Origin of the sequence: Spirillospora sp. NPDC049024 (genome assembly GCF_040649235.1) — a bacterium.
Classification (GTDB): domain Bacteria; phylum Actinomycetota; class Actinomycetes; order Streptosporangiales; family Streptosporangiaceae; genus Spirillospora.
Genome location: NZ_JBEZFD010000019.1, coordinates 145074 through 160793, shown reverse-complemented (window position 1 = coordinate 160793; position 15720 = coordinate 145074). Strand labels below are relative to the sequence as shown.

The following is a 15720-nucleotide window of genomic DNA, read 5'->3' as shown; positions in this document are numbered from 1 at the left end:
TCTGGAAAGATCACCTCATGTCCGACGACCTTCACGCGCCGCCGGCCGCGCTCGCCCTCCTGGACCGCCCGTCCGGCCCCGACGAGCCCGCCGTGCCCGCGCACGGCCTCGGCAGGGACGGCTCGCTCGCCCGCGACATCGGCGGCTACCAGGCGGTCCTCGCCATCACCGACCCGCTGACCGTGCGGCTCACCTTCATCGGCGCGGACGGCCGCCCGCTGCCGACCGTCCCGGGCGCGCTCAGGGTGCCGTTCGCCGCCCAGGTCAAGGAGACGAAGGCATTGGCGAAGCAGGTCCGGGAGACGCTGGCCGCCGAGCGGGCGCGGGTCGAGGCGCTGATGGCGCTGGAGCGGACCTGGCCGTACGGCCAGTGGTGCCGGCACTACCGCGACCATCCGGTCACCGGCGCGGTCGCGTCCGGCCTGGTCTGGGAGTTCGAGACGCCGGACGGGCACTGGCACGCCGCCACCCCGGGCGAGGACGTGCTGGTCACCGTGGACGGCCGCGCCCTGCCCGTCCCGCCGCGCGGCGCGCGGGTGCGGCTGTGGCATCCGGCGCGGGCGTTCCCGGGCGCCGTCCGGGCCTGGCGGGCCTTCGTCACCGGCAACCGGATGACGCAGTCGTTCCGGCAGGCGTTCCGCGAGACCTACCGCCCCGGCCCGTCCGGCGCCGGGGCCGACCTGCGCCGCGGCCGCCTCGACGCGCGGCTGCGGCGCGTCCTCGCCGGGGGCGCGTGGCGGGTCGGCCGCGGGGGAGGCCCGGCGCGGGTGGCGTTCGAGCGGCGGATCGCCGGCCGCTGGCGGGACGTGCCGCCGCGGGAGGTCCCGCCGCTGGTGTTCAGCGAGGGCATGCGGGAGGCCGACCTGTTCCTGCGGGCCGCCCCGGCCGCGGACGAGGACCCGTTCGGTGAGCCGTCCGCGAGCGCCGAGATCCGCGGGGACGTGCTGCGCCGCGTCCTGCCCGGCACGAAGATCGCCGACCGCTGCTCGGTGGACGGGCGGTTCCTCGTGGTCCGCGGCGGGCTGCGCACCTACCGCGTCCACCTCGGCTCCGGCGGCGTGCTGATGGAGCCGGGCAACGACCGGCTGCTGGTCGAGCCGGCCCGCCGGGCCCGGCAGAAGGGCCTGTTCCTGCCGGTCGAGGACGAGCGGCTCACGCGCATCCTCGGCACCGCGTTCCTGCTCGCCGCCGACCACCGGATCACCGACGAGTCCGTCCTCCGGCAGATCAAGAGGGGCGCCTGATGGACCTGCCCGCGCGGCTGCTGCGCGCCATGACCGACCCGGCGCCGGAGGACGAGGAGTTCCGCACCTGGTATCCCGACCTGTCGGTCCTGTCCGACCAGGACCTCGGCGCCCTCGTGCCCGCCGCCTACGCGGTGGGCCGTGAGGCTCCGTTCGTGTCGATGTCCGTCCGGCTCAGGATCGAGGACGAGGCCAAGAGCCGGCAGCCGCGCTACACGCCGGAGGCGTGCGAGCGGATGTTCCAGGCGCTCGTCGGCGGGCTGGCCCAGCGCAAGTGGGCCGACATCCAGCTCGGTGCGGGCGCGCTGGTCCGGTGCACGGGGCCCTGGCCCGACGTCTCGGGCCCGGCCCGGACGCTGGTCGAGTACCTCCTGAGCCGCAAGCGCCTCGACCAGCCCTTCGCGCTGCTCGCGATCGGCGGCCTCGCGGGCGACGACGTCCTGCGCGCGGTCGCCGGGCGCCTCCACCAGGTCTGGAAAGGGCCGATCGTGCACGATGAACTGGACGCCGTCCTGCGCCTCGCCCCGGTGGAACGGGTCCTGCTGGCCCAGGTGGCCGAGAACCGGTCGTTCAACGCTCCGCCTGTCCCGCCGGAGGTGTGGGAGCGGGTCGCCGCCGTCCCCGCCTGCGCCGAGTTCGCCCGCCGGGCCCTGGAGGCCGCCGCCGCCCGCGCCCGCGCCGTCCAGGAAGGGGAGATCCCGTTCCGCGCTGACAGCGCGTTCACCGGGGACGAGGTCGCCGCCGTCGGGCTCGCCGCGCGCATCGCGCTGCTGCGCGACGAGCCGTGGCTGCCCGCCCTGTTCGACCGCCTCCTGCCCGACGTCTCCGTGGCGCCGACGCAGGCGAAGACGCTGCCGTCGCAGGCGCTGCTCTACGAGATCGTCCGGGCCGCGCAGGAGTTCCCGACGCCCGAGCTGGTCACCGCCGTCCGGAACGTCCGCCGGAACGTCCGGCACGCGGGGGTGCCCAAGCAGCTCGACAAGATGCTCAAGAAGGTCGAGGCCGCGCTCGCCGAGCGGACCGAGGTCGCGCTGCGCCTCCCCGACCACGGGTTCGGGCCCGGCGGCGTCCTGCGCCGGGAGCTCGGCGGCCACACCGCCGTCGTCACCGTCGCCGGCAAGGCCGAGCTCTCCTTCGAGAAGGACGGCAAGGCCCTGAAAGGCGTCCCCGCCGCCGCCCGCCGCGACCACAAGGACGAGCTCAAGGAGCTCCGCGACCTCGTCGCGCGCGTCAACGCCCAGCTCGTCACGCTCGCGCGGGCGCTGGAGGCCGGGTTCACCGTCGACGCCGTCCATCCGTTCGGCCAGTGGCGCGACACGCTCCTGCTCCATCCGATCGCCGGGCCCACGGTGCGCGCGCTCCTCTGGGAGATCGAGGTCGCCCCCGGCGACCGGCGCACCGTCCTTCCCGAGACGGGTGAACTGCCCGGCGCCGCCGACGACGCGCCCGTCCGGCTGTGGCACCCGATCAGGTCGCGGCCGGACGAGGTGCGCGCATGGCGCGACCTGCTCGTCGACCGGCGGATCCGGCAGCCGTTCAAGCAGGCGTTCCGCGAGATCTACCTGCTCACCCCGGCAGAAAAGGACACTGTCACCTACTCCAACCGGTTCGCCGCCCACCTCGTCCACTACCGGCGGATGTTCGCGCTCTTCCGGGCCCGCGGCTGGACGAGCGCGCTGCTCGGCCCCTGGGACGGCGGAGGCTCCGACGAGGCGGCCCGGACGCTCGCGGCGGGGGAGTGGCGGGTCAGGTTCTCCCACGTCCTGGCCGACTGGCAGGGCGAGCACGAGATCGCCGGCACGAACCGCGTCATGTTCGACCGCCGCGCCGACGGCGGCGGCTGGCGGGAGGCGGCGCTCGCCGACGTCCCCCCGCCGGTGTTCAGCGAGGCGATGCGGGACGTGGACCTGTTCGTCGGCGTCACCTCCATCGCCGCCGACCCCATGTGGGAGGACGGCGAGGCGCACGAGTACTGGGTGCGCGAGTGGCACGCCGACCTGGCCGAGTCGACCCGGACCCGCAGGGACGCCCTGGAGCGCGTCCTGCCGCGCACGAAGATCGCCGACCGCTGCACGATCGACGGCCGCCACCTAATCGTCCGCGGCGACCTGCGCACCTACAGGATCCACCTCGGCTCGGCCAACATCGCGATGGAACCGGACGACACGTACCTCTGCATCGTCCCCGAGCGCCGCAGGACCGGCGCCAAGGTCTTCCTCCCGTTCGAGGACGAGCGGCTCTCCCTCATCCTCAGCAAGGCGTTCCTCCTCGCCGCCGACGGCGCGATCGAGGACGAGTCCATCCTGGCGCAGATCAAGAGAGGTGCCTGATGCCCGCCGTGACCTTCCGCGACGAGACGGCGGCGGGCGCGCCCGTCGCCGGGTTCCAGGTGGCCGGGCTGCCCGACCGGATGACCGTACGGGAGCTGATCAGGCTCCGGGTCCGCGAGGAGGTCGCCCGGCACAACGCCCGCCCGTCCGACCGGTTCAACGGCCTGGTCCGCCCGGACGGCGCCGAGGCGGAGCTGAACGGCTACCGGCTCCGCGAGCCCCGCCGCCTCGACTGGGAGCGGCAGGCCGACATCGCCGAGCGGGCCTTCCTCGGCAACGGCTTCTTCGTGCTCGCCGGCGACCGGCAGGTCGAGGACCTCGACGAGGAGATCGACCTCACCGGCGACCCCGACCTGGTCTTCATCAGGCTCGTCCCGCTCGTCGGCGGCTGACGCCCTGACCGAGAGCCTCAGGCGAGTCATTGTGGGGAGTGCCCCCACGCCCCCGACCTGACCGCCGCATGAGTCCGAACTCGTGGGCGCGCAGGCCCGCCTGGAAGCGGGAGTCGGCGTCCAGGAGGACGAGGATCTCCGCGACGCGGCGCCGGTAGGTGCGCAGCGACATGCCGAGCCGCCGCGCCGCCGCCTCGTCCTTCAGCCCGCCGGCGAGCAGCCGCAGGATGCGCAGGCTCTCCTCGCCCAGCGCGGGCGGCCGGCCGCGCCGGTGGTCGGCCAGCTCCGCCGACGTCTCCCAGGTCGCCTGGTACAGCGAGACGACGCCCTTCACCACGCCCGGTGACCGGACGACGGTGTACTCGCGGACGCCGCCCTCGGGCGGTCCGGCGAGGATGGCGACCCTGCGGTCCACGATGATCGTCTCGTGCGGGAGCGGCGTCGGGCAGATCCGCACGAGGACCCCCGCGGCGGCGACCTCCAGGAGCCGCCGCTCGGACTCCTCGTCGGCGAGGGCCGCCGGGGTGTACAGCTTGCGGACGGCGGGCGCGGGCCGGATCCGGCGCCGCTCGGCGACGATCCGCTCCCGCAGGCCGGGCAGCGCCCACGTGTTCTGGTCGGTCGCCGCGCAGGCGAACTCCTCGCACGCGAGGAACAGCGGTCCGGCGCGCTCGACCAGCTCCGCGTCGCCGCGCAGCACGACGTTCCGGTCAAGGTCGACGCTCACGGATCCAGTCTGCCACGCGGCCCGCCCCGCGCCGCCGTGGCAGCAAGCTGCCAGCCGTTCGCCCCGGGCGGGCGGGCGCAGCACAGTGGACCGCATGACACGACACTTCGATCTCGGCGGCGACCTGCGGATCTCCCGGATGGGCTTCGGCGCGATGCGGCTGCCCGTGAGCACCCTCGGCGGGCCGCCGAACGACCGGGACACCGGGATCAAGATCCTCCAGCGGGCCGTCGAGCTGGGCGTGGACCACATCGACACGGCCGCGTTCTACTACCACCAGGACGGCCTGGCGGCCAACGAGATGATCCGCGCCGCGCTCGCCCCCTACCCGCCCGGCCTGGTCATCGCCACGAAGGTGGGACCGTACCGGGGGCCGGGCGACCCGATGCCGACCGGGCAGGTCCCGGCGTCCGGGCTGCGCGCCGAGGTGGAGCGCAACCTCACCGAGCTCGGGCTCGACCGGCTCGACCTCGTCTACCTGCGGCCCGGCGGCCTGGAGGCCCCGTCTGACGAGCCGGTCGGGGAGCGCTTCGCCGTCCTGGCCGGGCTCCGCGAGGAGGGCCTGATCCGGCACCTCGGGCTCAGCCACGTGACCCCCGCCCAGCTGGAGGAGGCGCGGCGGATCGCGCCCGTCGCGGCCGTCCAGAACCGGTTCGACGTGACGCTCCCGCAGGACACCGAGATGCTGGCCGCCTGCGAGCGCGACCGGATCGCCTACGCGCCCTACTTCCCGCTCGGCGGGTTCGGCATCCCGGACGACGCGCGCGTGAACGCGGTCGCCGCCCGGCACGGCGCCACCGTCCCGCAGGTGCTCCTCGCGGGCCTGCTCGCGCTCTCGCCCGTGATGCTCGCGATCCCCGGCACCGGCTCCCCGGCCCACCTGGAGGAGAACGTCGCCGCCGCGGACCTGGCGCTCGCCCCCGAGGATCTCGACGCCCTGAAGCGGTGACCCGCGCGCGCGGCGCGCGCGGGACCCTCTACCCTGAACAGGTTTGCGATCAGGGGGAGAGGATGTCGACGACGCGGCTGCTGGTGCTCGGCGGGGTGCGGCGGTTCGGGCGGGCGCACGGCTACGAGGTCCGCCGCGAGCTGCTCTCCTGGGGTTCGGACGAGTGGGCCCACGTCAACCCGGGCTCGATCTACCACGCGCTCAGGCAGCTGGCCAAGGAGGGCCTGCTGCACGCCCACGAGGTGGAGGAGAGCGAGGCCGGGCCGCCGCACACCGACTACGAGATCACCGAGGCCGGCCGGGCGGAGTTCCACCGGCTGCTGCGCTGCGCCCTCGCCGCGGTCGACGTCCGGCACCCGGAGATGCTCACCGCGGGCCTCGGGTTCCTCACCGAGCTGCCGCGCGCCGAGGCGCTGGCCCTGCTGCGCGAGCGCCTCGACGGCCTGGCCGGCTGGCGCGCCTCCGTCGCCCCGCACCTGGACGAGCTGAACCCCTCCGACCACCTGCGCGAGCTGCTCGGCTGGTGGGTCCACTCCGCCGACTCCGCCACGGCCTGGACGCTCGGCCTGATCGAACGCCTGGAGGCGGGCGCCTACGTCATGGCCGACGAGCGCGAACCGGGCCGGCCCGACGAGGTGCCCGGGGCGACGGCGCGGTAGCGGCCGGCCGCGCGGGTCTCCCGGCCGGTCAGGTGTCGACGAACGACTGCGGGACGATCACCCGCAGGGCGTTGCCGCGCAGCTTGATCGACACCGGGGTGCGGCCGCGGACCTCGCCGTCCACGTCCACCTGCATCGGCGGGTCGGTCTCGACCTCGACGTGCGCCGTGGTGAGGAAGGCGTCGTCCTCGAGCGACCGCCACGGGCCGGTGAGGACGTGCCGGGCCGTGGCCGACGCCAGCCGCAGCCGCCGCTCGTCGCCGAGCCGGTAGACGGCGAGGAGCCGGTCGTCCGGGCTGGCGTCGCGGGCGATCCGCTGCCCGCTGTGGTGCGCGCCGTTGGCGATGTTGAGCTGGTGCGTCGCGACCTCGTGCGTCTCGCCGTCGATCGTGATGCGGGCGGTGAACGCCTCGTGCCGGGGCAGCAGCCGCGCCGCCGTCAGCGCGTACGCCGGGCGCCCGATGAAGCGCTTGAGCGTGTGCGGGACGTGCTCGGCGACCTCGACCGACAGGCCGAGGCTCACCATGTTGGCGAAGATGTGCTCGCGGTCGGCGCCCGGCCCCTCGCCCTGCGGGTCGCCCGTCGACTCGAACCAGCCGACGTCGACGTCGGCGACCTTGCCGGCGTCCGGGCGGCCGAGGGCGAGGGTCGCGACCGCGCCCGGCAGGTCGAGCGGCAGCTCCAGGCTGCGGGCGAAGTTGTTGGTGGTGCCGAGCGGCAGCACGCCGAGCGCGATGTCGCGGTGCGCCAGGTGCCCGACCGCCTCGGCGACCGTGCCGTCCCCGCCGCCGACGACCACGAGGTCGGGCTCCAGGGCGAGGACGTCGGCGAACAGCTCCCGCAGCCGGGCGGGGTCGGTCACCGGGAACACGTGCGGGAACTCCAGCCCCGCCTCGCGCAGCAGGCGGCGGGCCGTGCCGTAGAGCCGCCGGCCCCGCCGGGAGCGGGAGTTGATCACAAGCACCGCGCGTCCGCCGTCCGCGATCGCCGCCTGCAGCTCCGCCTTGCTCCGCATCTGGACGCTCCGCATCTCCGCCGGTCGCCCCCTTCGTCCGCGTCACCTTACAAGGAACGTGGACCGGAACTCCCGGCCCGACATTTTATAAACCGATTACACAGCGTTGAAACATTCCCGTCAGAGGGAACCTTTACAGAAGGCGAGTTCTGGAAGACCGGGGCGTGGACATGTGGATGCGCGGCTTGGCGGGTGCGGGTCTCATCGCGGCGGTCGCCGGGCTGACCGCGTCGATCGCGGCGGGCGGCACGGCCCCGGCCGGCGCCCCCGCCGACGACGGCGCGGCCGTGGTCGGCGAGCGCCGCCCGCGCCGCCGCGTCCTCGACCTCGCGGTCCGCTCGCCCGTCCTGGAGAGCGTCGCCCATGCCCGCCTCCTGCTGCCTCCGGGCTGGTCACGGGACGCCTCCCGCACCTGGCCGGTGCTCTGGCTCCTGCACGGAGCCGGCGCGGGCCGGGACGGCCACACCGCGTGGAGCGAGCACAGCGACATCGAGGAGCTGACCGAGGACGCCGACGTGATCGTCGTCATGCCGGACGGCGGCCCCTGCGGCAACTACACCGACTGGTGGAACCGCGGAGGCGGCGGCGTGCCGAAGTGGGAGACCTTCCATCTCGCCGAGCTCCGGCAGATCCTGGAGCGCGGATACCGGGCCGGGTCGGAGCGCGCCGTCGCGGGCAACGCGATGGGCGGGCTCGGGGCGCTGGCGTATGCGGCCAGGCACCGCGGCCTTTTCCGGGCGGCCGCGTCGTTCAGCGGGCCGGTCCACACGCTGCACCGCGACCCGTCCGGGCTCGACGTCGCCGACCTCGTCGAGCTGAGCGTCGCGATCGGCGCTCCGTCCCTCGACTGGACGGACGTGTGGGGCGACCCCGAGGCGCAGCGCGTCGTGTGGCGGCAGCACAACCCCTACGACCTCGCGGGCCGGCTTGCGGGCGTCCGTGTGCACGTGAGCGCCGGGGACGGTACCCCCGGCCCCTTCGACCACGGCCCGGCGTCCCGGGAGGCCGCCTCCCGCGACGTGCTGGAGGCCCTCGCCCACACCGTCTCGCGGGAGTTCGCGGGCAAGCTGAGGAAGCTCGGCGTCCCGGTGTCCACGCACTTCTACCGTGGTACCCACACCTGGCCCTACTGGCGCCGCGAACTGAGGGCCACGCTGCCCGCCCTGCTCGCGGAGATCACCTGAGCGGCGGCTAGGGTCGGGTCGTGGCCGAACCCCGTTCTGATTCAGCTGTCCCCGCGTTCTGGCGCTCGCTCGGGCTGCCCGGCATCATCGACGTCCACGTCCACTTCATGCCGCCGCGCCTGATGAGCGCGGTGTGGGGGTACTTCGACGAGGCCGGTCCGCTGATCGGCACCGAGTGGCCCATCCGCTACCGCGACTCCGAGCAGGAGCGGCTGGGCTTCCTGCGCGGGCTCGGCGTCCGCGCGTTCACCTCGCTCACCTACCCGCACAAGCCCGGCATGGCCGAGTCGCTGAACGAGTGGACCGCCCAGTTCGCCGCCCGCGTTCCCGAATGCATCCAGACCGCGACGTTCTACCCCGAGCCCGGGGTCGAGGAGTACGTGCGCCGCGCGCTGGACGCGGGCGCCCGCGTCTTCAAGGTCCACCTCCAGGTCGGCGGCTTCGACCCGCGCCTCAAGGAGCTGGACGCGGTGTGGGGGATGCTCGCGGACGCCGGGGTGCCCGCCCTCGTGCACGCCGGCTCCGGGCCGGTCGCCAACGGCTACACCGGTCCCGGGCCGTTCGGCGAGGTCCTCGCCCGCCACCCGGGCCTGACCGCGATCGTCGCCCACCTGGGCGCGCCGGAGTTCGACGGCTTCTTCGCCCTCGCCGACGCCTACGAGCGCGTCCACCTCGACACGACGATGATCTTCACCCGCTTCGCCGCGCTGGCGCCGTTCCCGGACGCCCTGCTGCCCCGGCTGCGCGACCTCGGCCTGGAGGGGCGCGTCCTGCTCGGCACCGACTTCCCGAACATCCCCTACGAGTACGCGCACCAGCTGGAGTCGCTGGCCGCGCTCGACCTCGGCGACGACTGGCTGCGGTCGGTCTGCTGGCGCGGCCCGGCCCAGCTGTTCGGGCTCTCGTAGGGGCGCGCCGCCGTTTCACGGGTTTTCACGCGGGACGCCTGGTCACCGCGGGGCGCCCGGCCGCGTCCTTGACAGGCCGGTCGCCGGTCGCGACCTTGGGAGCGCTCCCACTGGCTCGAACCGAGGACCCCGCATGAGAACGACCATGACCGCGAGACTCCGGCGGATCCGGCTCGTCCCGATCCTCGTGGCCGCGCTGCTGGCGCTGGCCCTCGTCCAGGCCGTGCCGCGCCCGGCCCGGGCGGCGGGCGCCGGCTACTGGCACACCAGCGGCCGGCAGCTGCTCGACGCGAACGGGCAGCCGGTGCGGATGACGGGCATCAACTGGTTCGGCGCCGAGACGTCCAACTACGCCCCGCACGGCCTCTGGTCGCGCGGCTACAAGGACATGCTCGACCAGATCAAGAGCCTGAAGTGCAACACGCTGCGGCTGCCCTACAGCAGCCAGCTCTTCGACTCCGGCAGCAGCCCGAACAGCATCGACTACGCCAAGAACCCGGACCTGCAGGGCCTGAACGGGCTGCAGATCCTCGACAAGATCATCGCCTACGCGGGACGGATCGGGCTGAAGGTCGTCCTCGACCGCCACCGCCCGGACTCCGGCGGCCAGTCCGCGCTCTGGTACACCGCCGCCTACCCCGAGTCGCGCTGGATCTCCGACTGGACGATGCTCGCCCGGCACTACGCGGGCGACACCACGGTCATCGGCGCCGACCTGCACAACGAGCCGCACTCGCCGGCCTGCTGGGGCTGCGGCGACCAGACGCGGGACTGGCGCCTCGCCGCCGAGCGGGCCGGGAACGCGATCCTCGCGGCCAACCCGAACTGGCTGATCATCGTCGAGGGCGTCAACGACCACGGCGGCGACAACTACTGGTGGGGCGGAAACCTGCAGGGCGCGGCGCAGTACCCGGTGCGGCTGGACGTCCCGAACCGGCTCGTCTACTCCGCCCACGACTACGCCACCTCGGTGTACCCGCAGCCGTGGTTCGACGACCCGTCCTTCCCGTCCAACCTGGCCGGGATCTGGGACAAGAACTGGGGCTACCTCTACAAGAACAACGTCGCGCCCGTCCTGCTCGGCGAGTTCGGGACGACCCTCTCGGACCCGCGCGACCAGACCTGGCTGCGCACCCTGATGGCCTACCTCGGCAAGGGCACCGGCGGGATCTCCTTCACCTTCTGGTCGTGGAACCCCAACTCGGGCGACACCGGCGGCATCCTCAACGACGACTGGACGACCGTGAACACGGCCAAGCAGTCCTACCTCGACCCCTACCTGCTCGGCGCGGGGGACCCGAGCGGCGACCCCGGGGACCCGGGCACGCCGGGGACGTCCTGCAAGGTCGCCTACACGGTGCAGAACAGCTGGTCGGGCGGCTTCACGGCGCAGGTCACGATCACCAACGGCGGGTCCTCGGCGCTGAACGGCTGGACGCTGGAGTTCGCGTTCCCCGGCGACCAGAAGGTCACCCAGGGGTGGAGCGCGACCTGGTCGCAGAGCGGCGCCGCCGTCACCGCCAAGAGCCTGGACTGGAACGCCTCCCTCGCGCCCGGCGCCTCCGTCACCGTCGGGTTCCAGGCGACCGGTGCGGCGAGCGGCGCGCCCGCCGCGTTCGAGGTCAACGACAAGGCATGCGAGGTGTGACATGACCCGGAAGGCCTGGCTCGCCGCCGTGGCGGCCGCCGCGCTCCTGCCGTGGGCGGTACCCCCGGCGCAGGCCGCGGACGGTCCCGCGCTGACCGTCGACCCGTCCGCGTCCCGGCACGCGATCAGCCCCTACGTCTACGGGATGAACTTCGCCGACGAGGCCCTCGCCAAGGAACTGCGCCTCCCCGTCCGGCGGTGGGGCGGCAACGCCACGACCCGCTACAACTACCTCTACGACGAGACCAACCGGGGCTCGGACTGGTACTTCGAGAACGTGCCCGGCCCGGCGCCGGACCCCGCGAAGCTCCCCGACGGGTCCGAGACCGACCAGTTCACCGAGCAGGACCGCCGGACCGGCACCGACACGCTCCTCACCGTCCCGCTCATCGGCTGGACGCCGAAGGGCCGCGACTACGCCTGCGGGTTCGGCATCGCCAAGTACGGGCCGCAGCAGAGCGCCGACACCCAGTGGCGGCCCGACTGCGGCAACGGCGTGAAGCCGGACGGCACGAACGTCACCGGCAACGACCCCGCGGACACCAGCGTCCCGGCGGGCCCCGAGTACGTCACCGACTGGCTGTCCCACCTGACCGGCAAGTACGGCCGGGCGGACGGCGGCGGCGTGCGCTTCTACGACCTCGACAACGAGCCCGACCTCTGGCACGCGACCCACCGGGACGTCCACCCGGACGGCGCCGGCTACGACGAGATGCGCCGCCAGACGTACGCGATCGCCTCCGCCGTGAAGGCCGCCGACCCGGGCGCGAAGACGCTCGGGCCGGTCGGCTGGGGCTTCCAGTCGCTCACCCTGTCGGGCCTGGACAAGCAGACCTGCGACCGGGAGGGCGGCGACTGCTGGTCCGACCCGCCGGACCGGGCGGCGCACGACGGCCTCCCGTTCGCGGACTGGTACCTCCGGCAGATGAAGGCCTACGAGGAGGAGCACGGGACCCGCATCCTCGACTACTTCGACGAGCACATCTACCCGCAGCAGGCCGGGGTGTCCTCCGCCGACCCCGGCGACGCGGCGACCCAGGAGCTGCGGCTGCGCTCGACCCGGCAGCTGTGGGACCCCTCCTACACCGACGAGAGCTGGATCAACCAGCCGATCAAGTTCATCCCCCGGATGCGGGACCTCGTCGAGCAGAACTACCCGGGCACCAAGCTGGCGATCACCGAGTACAACTGGGGCGCGCTCGGGCACCTGAACGGGGCGCTGGCCCAGGCCGACGTCCTCGGGATCTTCGGGCGCGAGGGCCTCGACCTGGCGACGCTGTGGGCGCCGCCGGGCACGTCCGACCCGGGCGCCTACGCCTTCCGCATGTACCGGAACTACGACGGCGCGGGGGCCTCGTTCGGCGAGACGTCCGTCCGGGCGTCGAGCGCCGACCAGGGCAGGCTCGCGGTGTACGCGGCGGAGCGCTCGTCCGACAAGGCGCTCACCCTGATGATCGTGAACAAGTCGCGCACCGACGACCTCACCAGCACGGTCTCGATCGCAGGGCGGTCGGGACCGGCGGCCGGGCGCGTCTACCGGTACAGCGGAGCGGACCAGTCCGCGATCGTCCGGGCCCCGGACGTGACCGTGGGCGCGGACGGGTTCACCTCGACGTTCCCGGCGTCCTCGATCACGCTGGTCGAGATCCCCGCGGACGACGGCCCGGCCGCGTCGGCGTGCGAGGTCGGCTACACGGTGCAGAGCCAGTGGGGGAGCGGCTTCACCGCGCAGGTCACCGTCGCGAACACCGGCGACTCGCCCGTCTCGGGCTGGACGCTGGGCTTCTCGTTCACGGCGGACCAGCGCGTCACCCAGGGCTGGAACGCCTCCTGGACGCAGAAGGGCCCGGACGTCACCGCACGCGATCTCGACTGGAACCGGACGATCCGGCCGGGAGGCTCGGTGACGATCGGCTTCAACGGATCGAGCGGCGGGACGAACCCGGCCCCGTCCGCCTTCACCCTCAACGGCGCCCCCTGCACCCGCCGCTGACCACCGGGCCCCGCCGGTCGGCCGATCACGCTGACCGCGGGGCCCGCCGGTGGCAGGACCCGCGGGTCACGTGAGCTCGGCGACCACCAGGCTCCGCGGCCGACCGGCCCTCGCGACCGCGCCCGCTAGTGGTCGCACGGGGTGGTGCCCGCGTGCTCGTGGGGCTCGTCGGCCTCCGCCATATGGCGGGGGCCGTGCGCGTCGTCGCAGTGGCCGTGCCCGCCGCCGGCGGGCTCGTCCACGTGGTCGACCTCCAGCGTCGTGTGCGTGATCCCGTAGGCGTCGCGCAGCAGTTCCTGGAGGTCGCGGCGGACGGCGTGGCAGTCGCCCTGCGTGTCGACGAGCACGTGCGCCGACAGTGCCGGGTAGCCCGAGCTGACCTCCCACACGTGCAGGTCGTGGACCTCCTCCACGCACGGGCGCCCCGCGAGCCGGGCGCCGAGCTCGGACGGGTCGACGCCTGCGGGCGCGGCCTCCATGAGCACCCGGCCCGCGTCCCGCAGCAGCCGGTACCCGGCCTTGAGCATCAGCGCGGCCACCACGAGCGAGGCGATCGCGTCCGCGCGGGCGAAGCCGGTCGTCCACACGACCAGGCCCGCGACCGCGGTGGCGACGAACGCGAACAGGTCGTTCAGGATGTGCTGGAACGCGCCCTCGACGTTCAGGCTGCGCCGGTCGGCCCGGCTGATCAGCACGGTCGCCGCGACGTTGACGGCGATGCCCGCGAGGGCCGTCCAGAAGACGAACTGCCCCTCCACGGCGGGCGGCTCGATCAGCCGCCGGACGCCCTCGTACACGAAGTAGACGGTGAGCAGGATCAGCGTCAGGCCGTTGAGCTGCGCGGACAGGATCTCGGCGCGGCGCAGGCCGAAGGTGTACCCGCCCTTCGGCGGGCGCGCGGCGATGCGCATCGCGACCAGCGCCAGCGCGATCGCGAACGCGTCGGTCATCATGTGCGCGGCGTCGGTGATCAGCGCCAGCGACCCGGCGAGCAGGCCGATGACCACCTCGCCCGACATGTAGGCGACGATCAGCGCCAGCGCGCCGGTCAGCAGCCGCCGGTCGGCCCCCGCCGAGACGGCGTGCCCGTGGCCATGCCCGTGGCCGTGGCCGTGCCCCTCGTGCCCCCGCTTGCCGGGCGCGTCCTCACGGTCCCCGATCATGTGCCTTCCTCCCCGTGGCCGACGTGGGTGAGGGCGAGATCGAGCAGCAGCCGGACGTGCGAGTCGGCCAGCCGGTAGTAGGCCATCCGGCCGGCGCGGCGGACCCGGACCACGCGGTTGGCGCGCAGCAGGCGCAGGGCGTGCGAGACCGCGGACTCCGAGTGCCCGCAGGCCGCCGCGATGTCGCACACGCACATCTCCCCTCCTTCGAGCAGCGCGGTGATCACCCGCAGCCGTCCGGGGTCGGACAGCAGCCCGAACACCTGCGCCAGCTCGGTGATCGTGTCCCCGTCCGGCAGGGACGCCGAGACGGCGGCGACCTTCGCGGCGTCGACCACCCGGACGGCGCAGGCGTCCGGGGCGATGACATCTGAAGCACTGCTCATATGAGCAAAGATAGCGCACCAGGGTCAGGAGGTCACGGGAGCGGGCTCCTCCGACGGCGGCAGGGACACCGGTCCGTGCCCGCCCTCGCCCGGCGTCTCCATCCCCCCGGCGCCCGTACCCGGGGCCTGCGTCGTCACGCCCGTTCCCGGGGTCGAGGGCCCGGGCTCCGGCGTCTCCGGCCCGGGCGGCTCCGTCCCCGGCGTCTGCGGCCCCGGCGTCTCCGGGCCGGGCGTCCCCGTGCCGGGCGACTCCGTGCCCGGCGACTCGGTGCCCGGCGTCTCCAGGCCCGAGCCGGACGGCGCGGGCGAGTCGCTCGGCGCGGCCACCGTCTCCGTCACCGGCAGCGCGGTCGGGGGCCCGTCCGCCGCGCCCTCGGTGGCGCGGGGCCGCTCGAAGCCCATGGTGGCCTCCGGGTCGACCAGGACGAAAGTGGTGATCGTCCCTTCCCGGGAATCCCGCGGCCGGATCCGGGTGACATTCCCCTTCTCGAATCCCGGCCAGGACCGGCCACTGTACGCCGCGTTCCGGGTAGAGATCTTTTTGTCGGGCGGAGTGAGGGGATTGCCGCAATTGCACTTCACTGTGGGCACTCCGTAACCATTGACCAGAACGCCCATTCCGGCCTGCAGGACGGCGGGGCCGCTCGTCGCCCGGCCGTCGGAGTACCCGTGGTTGGTGACCAGCGTGTCGGTGCGCAGCAGCACCGGCGTCAGCCGCGACACGTATCGCGGGATGTCGCCCGCCGCGATGCCCTGCACCTCCGCCCACGCCCGCGCCTTCTCCGGGTTGGCCTGCAGGAACGCGGCCAGTTTGGCCCGGTCGCAGGTCGAGGCCCGGCGCGTCCCGCCGTAGAGTCCCGGTGCGTCCCCCTCCCTCGTGCCGCCTGCCTGCGGCCGCGCCTTCACGTCGCTCCGGTCGGTGCCGGCCACCAGCGTGTACGGCTCGGGACCGGGCGATCCCACCGTCAGCCGCGTGATGGTCGCGCCGGCGTCCCCGCACCCGGACAGCGCGCCCGCCGCCGCCACGAGGGCCGCGACGGCCCCCGCCAGCGACCGGGCGCAGGCCCCGGGCCGCGCAATTGTCGAACGAATCTCCAGCATCCTCTTCCCCCGCCTCGGGTT

The 15720-nt window shown here is 74.0% G+C and carries 14 protein-coding genes; 9 read left to right on the top strand and 5 right to left on the bottom strand.

Annotated features, from left to right (window positions below; all coding sequences use genetic code 11):
* Positions 1-17: 17 nt before the first annotated feature.
* Genes AB0C21_RS30810 through AB0C21_RS30800 form a run of 3 tightly spaced genes read left to right on the top strand, consistent with a single transcriptional unit; the run spans position 18 to position 3966 of the window.
* On the top strand, positions 18-1244 hold the full coding sequence (locus AB0C21_RS30810) for a DUF4132 domain-containing protein (protein ID WP_500208923.1): 1227 nt from the start codon (positions 18-20) through the stop codon (positions 1242-1244).
* The gene (locus AB0C21_RS30805) at positions 1244-3574 is read left to right on the top strand and encodes a DUF4132 domain-containing protein (RefSeq protein WP_500208921.1); all 2331 of its coding nucleotides are present in this window, start codon (positions 1244-1246) and stop codon (positions 3572-3574) included. The genes AB0C21_RS30810 and AB0C21_RS30805 overlap by 1 nt, the downstream gene beginning before the upstream one ends.
* Positions 3574-3966, top strand: coding sequence for a hypothetical protein (locus AB0C21_RS30800; RefSeq protein ID WP_149263684.1), 393 nt, complete (start codon positions 3574-3576; stop codon positions 3964-3966). Before AB0C21_RS30805 ends, AB0C21_RS30800 begins: the two co-directional genes overlap by 1 nt.
* Here the strand turns inward: AB0C21_RS30800 and AB0C21_RS30795 are convergent.
* Positions 3938-4693, bottom strand: coding sequence for a DNA-binding response regulator (locus AB0C21_RS30795; protein WP_500208919.1), 756 nt, complete (start codon positions 4691-4693; stop codon positions 3938-3940). The two genes, AB0C21_RS30800 and AB0C21_RS30795, sit on opposite strands and share 29 nt — an antisense overlap.
* 94 nt (positions 4694-4787) lie before the next feature.
* Between AB0C21_RS30795 and AB0C21_RS30790 the strand changes: the two genes are divergently transcribed.
* Positions 4788-5642, top strand: a complete 855-nt coding sequence (locus tag AB0C21_RS30790; RefSeq protein ID WP_500208917.1) for an aldo/keto reductase — start codon at positions 4788-4790, stop codon at positions 5640-5642.
* A gap of 62 nt (positions 5643-5704) precedes the next feature.
* Positions 5705-6301: a PadR family transcriptional regulator gene (locus AB0C21_RS30785; RefSeq protein ID WP_500208915.1), complete on the top strand. Its 597-nt coding sequence runs from the start codon at positions 5705-5707 to the stop codon at positions 6299-6301.
* Between the two features lie 28 nt (positions 6302-6329).
* Here AB0C21_RS30785 and AB0C21_RS30780 read toward each other — a convergent pair whose 3' ends face one another.
* Positions 6330-7316 (bottom strand): diacylglycerol/lipid kinase family protein, encoded by a 987-nt coding sequence (locus tag AB0C21_RS30780; protein ID WP_353820857.1) that lies wholly within the window; start codon positions 7314-7316, stop codon positions 6330-6332.
* 185 nt (positions 7317-7501) lie between these two features.
* Between AB0C21_RS30780 and AB0C21_RS30775 the strand changes: the two genes are divergently transcribed.
* The 4 genes from AB0C21_RS30775 to AB0C21_RS30760 all read left to right on the top strand — a co-directional run bounded on the left by AB0C21_RS30775 (position 7502) and on the right by AB0C21_RS30760 (position 13049).
* Complete coding sequence (locus AB0C21_RS30775) at positions 7502-8500, top strand: alpha/beta hydrolase (RefSeq protein ID WP_500208913.1); 999 nt, start codon at positions 7502-7504, stop codon at positions 8498-8500.
* Positions 8501-8520: 20 nt separating this feature from the next.
* The gene (locus tag AB0C21_RS30770; RefSeq protein WP_500208911.1) at positions 8521-9408 is read left to right on the top strand and encodes an amidohydrolase family protein; all 888 of its coding nucleotides are present in this window, start codon (positions 8521-8523) and stop codon (positions 9406-9408) included.
* Between the two features lie 145 nt (positions 9409-9553).
* Positions 9554-11056 (top strand): cellulase family glycosylhydrolase, encoded by a 1503-nt coding sequence (locus tag AB0C21_RS30765; protein ID WP_500208909.1) that lies wholly within the window; start codon positions 9554-9556, stop codon positions 11054-11056.
* A 1-nt stretch (position 11057) separates the two neighbouring features.
* Positions 11058-13049 carry a glycoside hydrolase family 44 protein gene (locus AB0C21_RS30760; protein WP_500208908.1) on the top strand — a complete coding sequence of 664 codons (1992 nt, stop codon included), beginning with the start codon at positions 11058-11060 and terminating at the stop codon, positions 13047-13049.
* 125 nt (positions 13050-13174) lie between these two features.
* On the opposite strand, the gene AB0C21_RS30755 is transcribed toward AB0C21_RS30760, so the two are convergent.
* From AB0C21_RS30755 to AB0C21_RS30745, 3 genes are read right to left on the bottom strand one after another with little or no spacing between them, the layout of a single operon-like run.
* Positions 13175-14212 (bottom strand): cation diffusion facilitator family transporter, encoded by a 1038-nt coding sequence (locus AB0C21_RS30755; protein WP_149263676.1) that lies wholly within the window; start codon positions 14210-14212, stop codon positions 13175-13177.
* Positions 14209-14598 (bottom strand): ArsR/SmtB family transcription factor, encoded by a 390-nt coding sequence (locus AB0C21_RS30750; protein ID WP_149263675.1) that lies wholly within the window; start codon positions 14596-14598, stop codon positions 14209-14211. Before AB0C21_RS30750 ends, AB0C21_RS30755 begins: the two co-directional genes overlap by 4 nt.
* A 24-nt stretch (positions 14599-14622) precedes the next feature.
* Positions 14623-15699: a DUF6777 domain-containing protein gene (locus AB0C21_RS30745; protein WP_500208906.1), complete on the bottom strand. Its 1077-nt coding sequence runs from the start codon at positions 15697-15699 to the stop codon at positions 14623-14625.
* Positions 15700-15720: the final 21 nt, after the last annotated feature.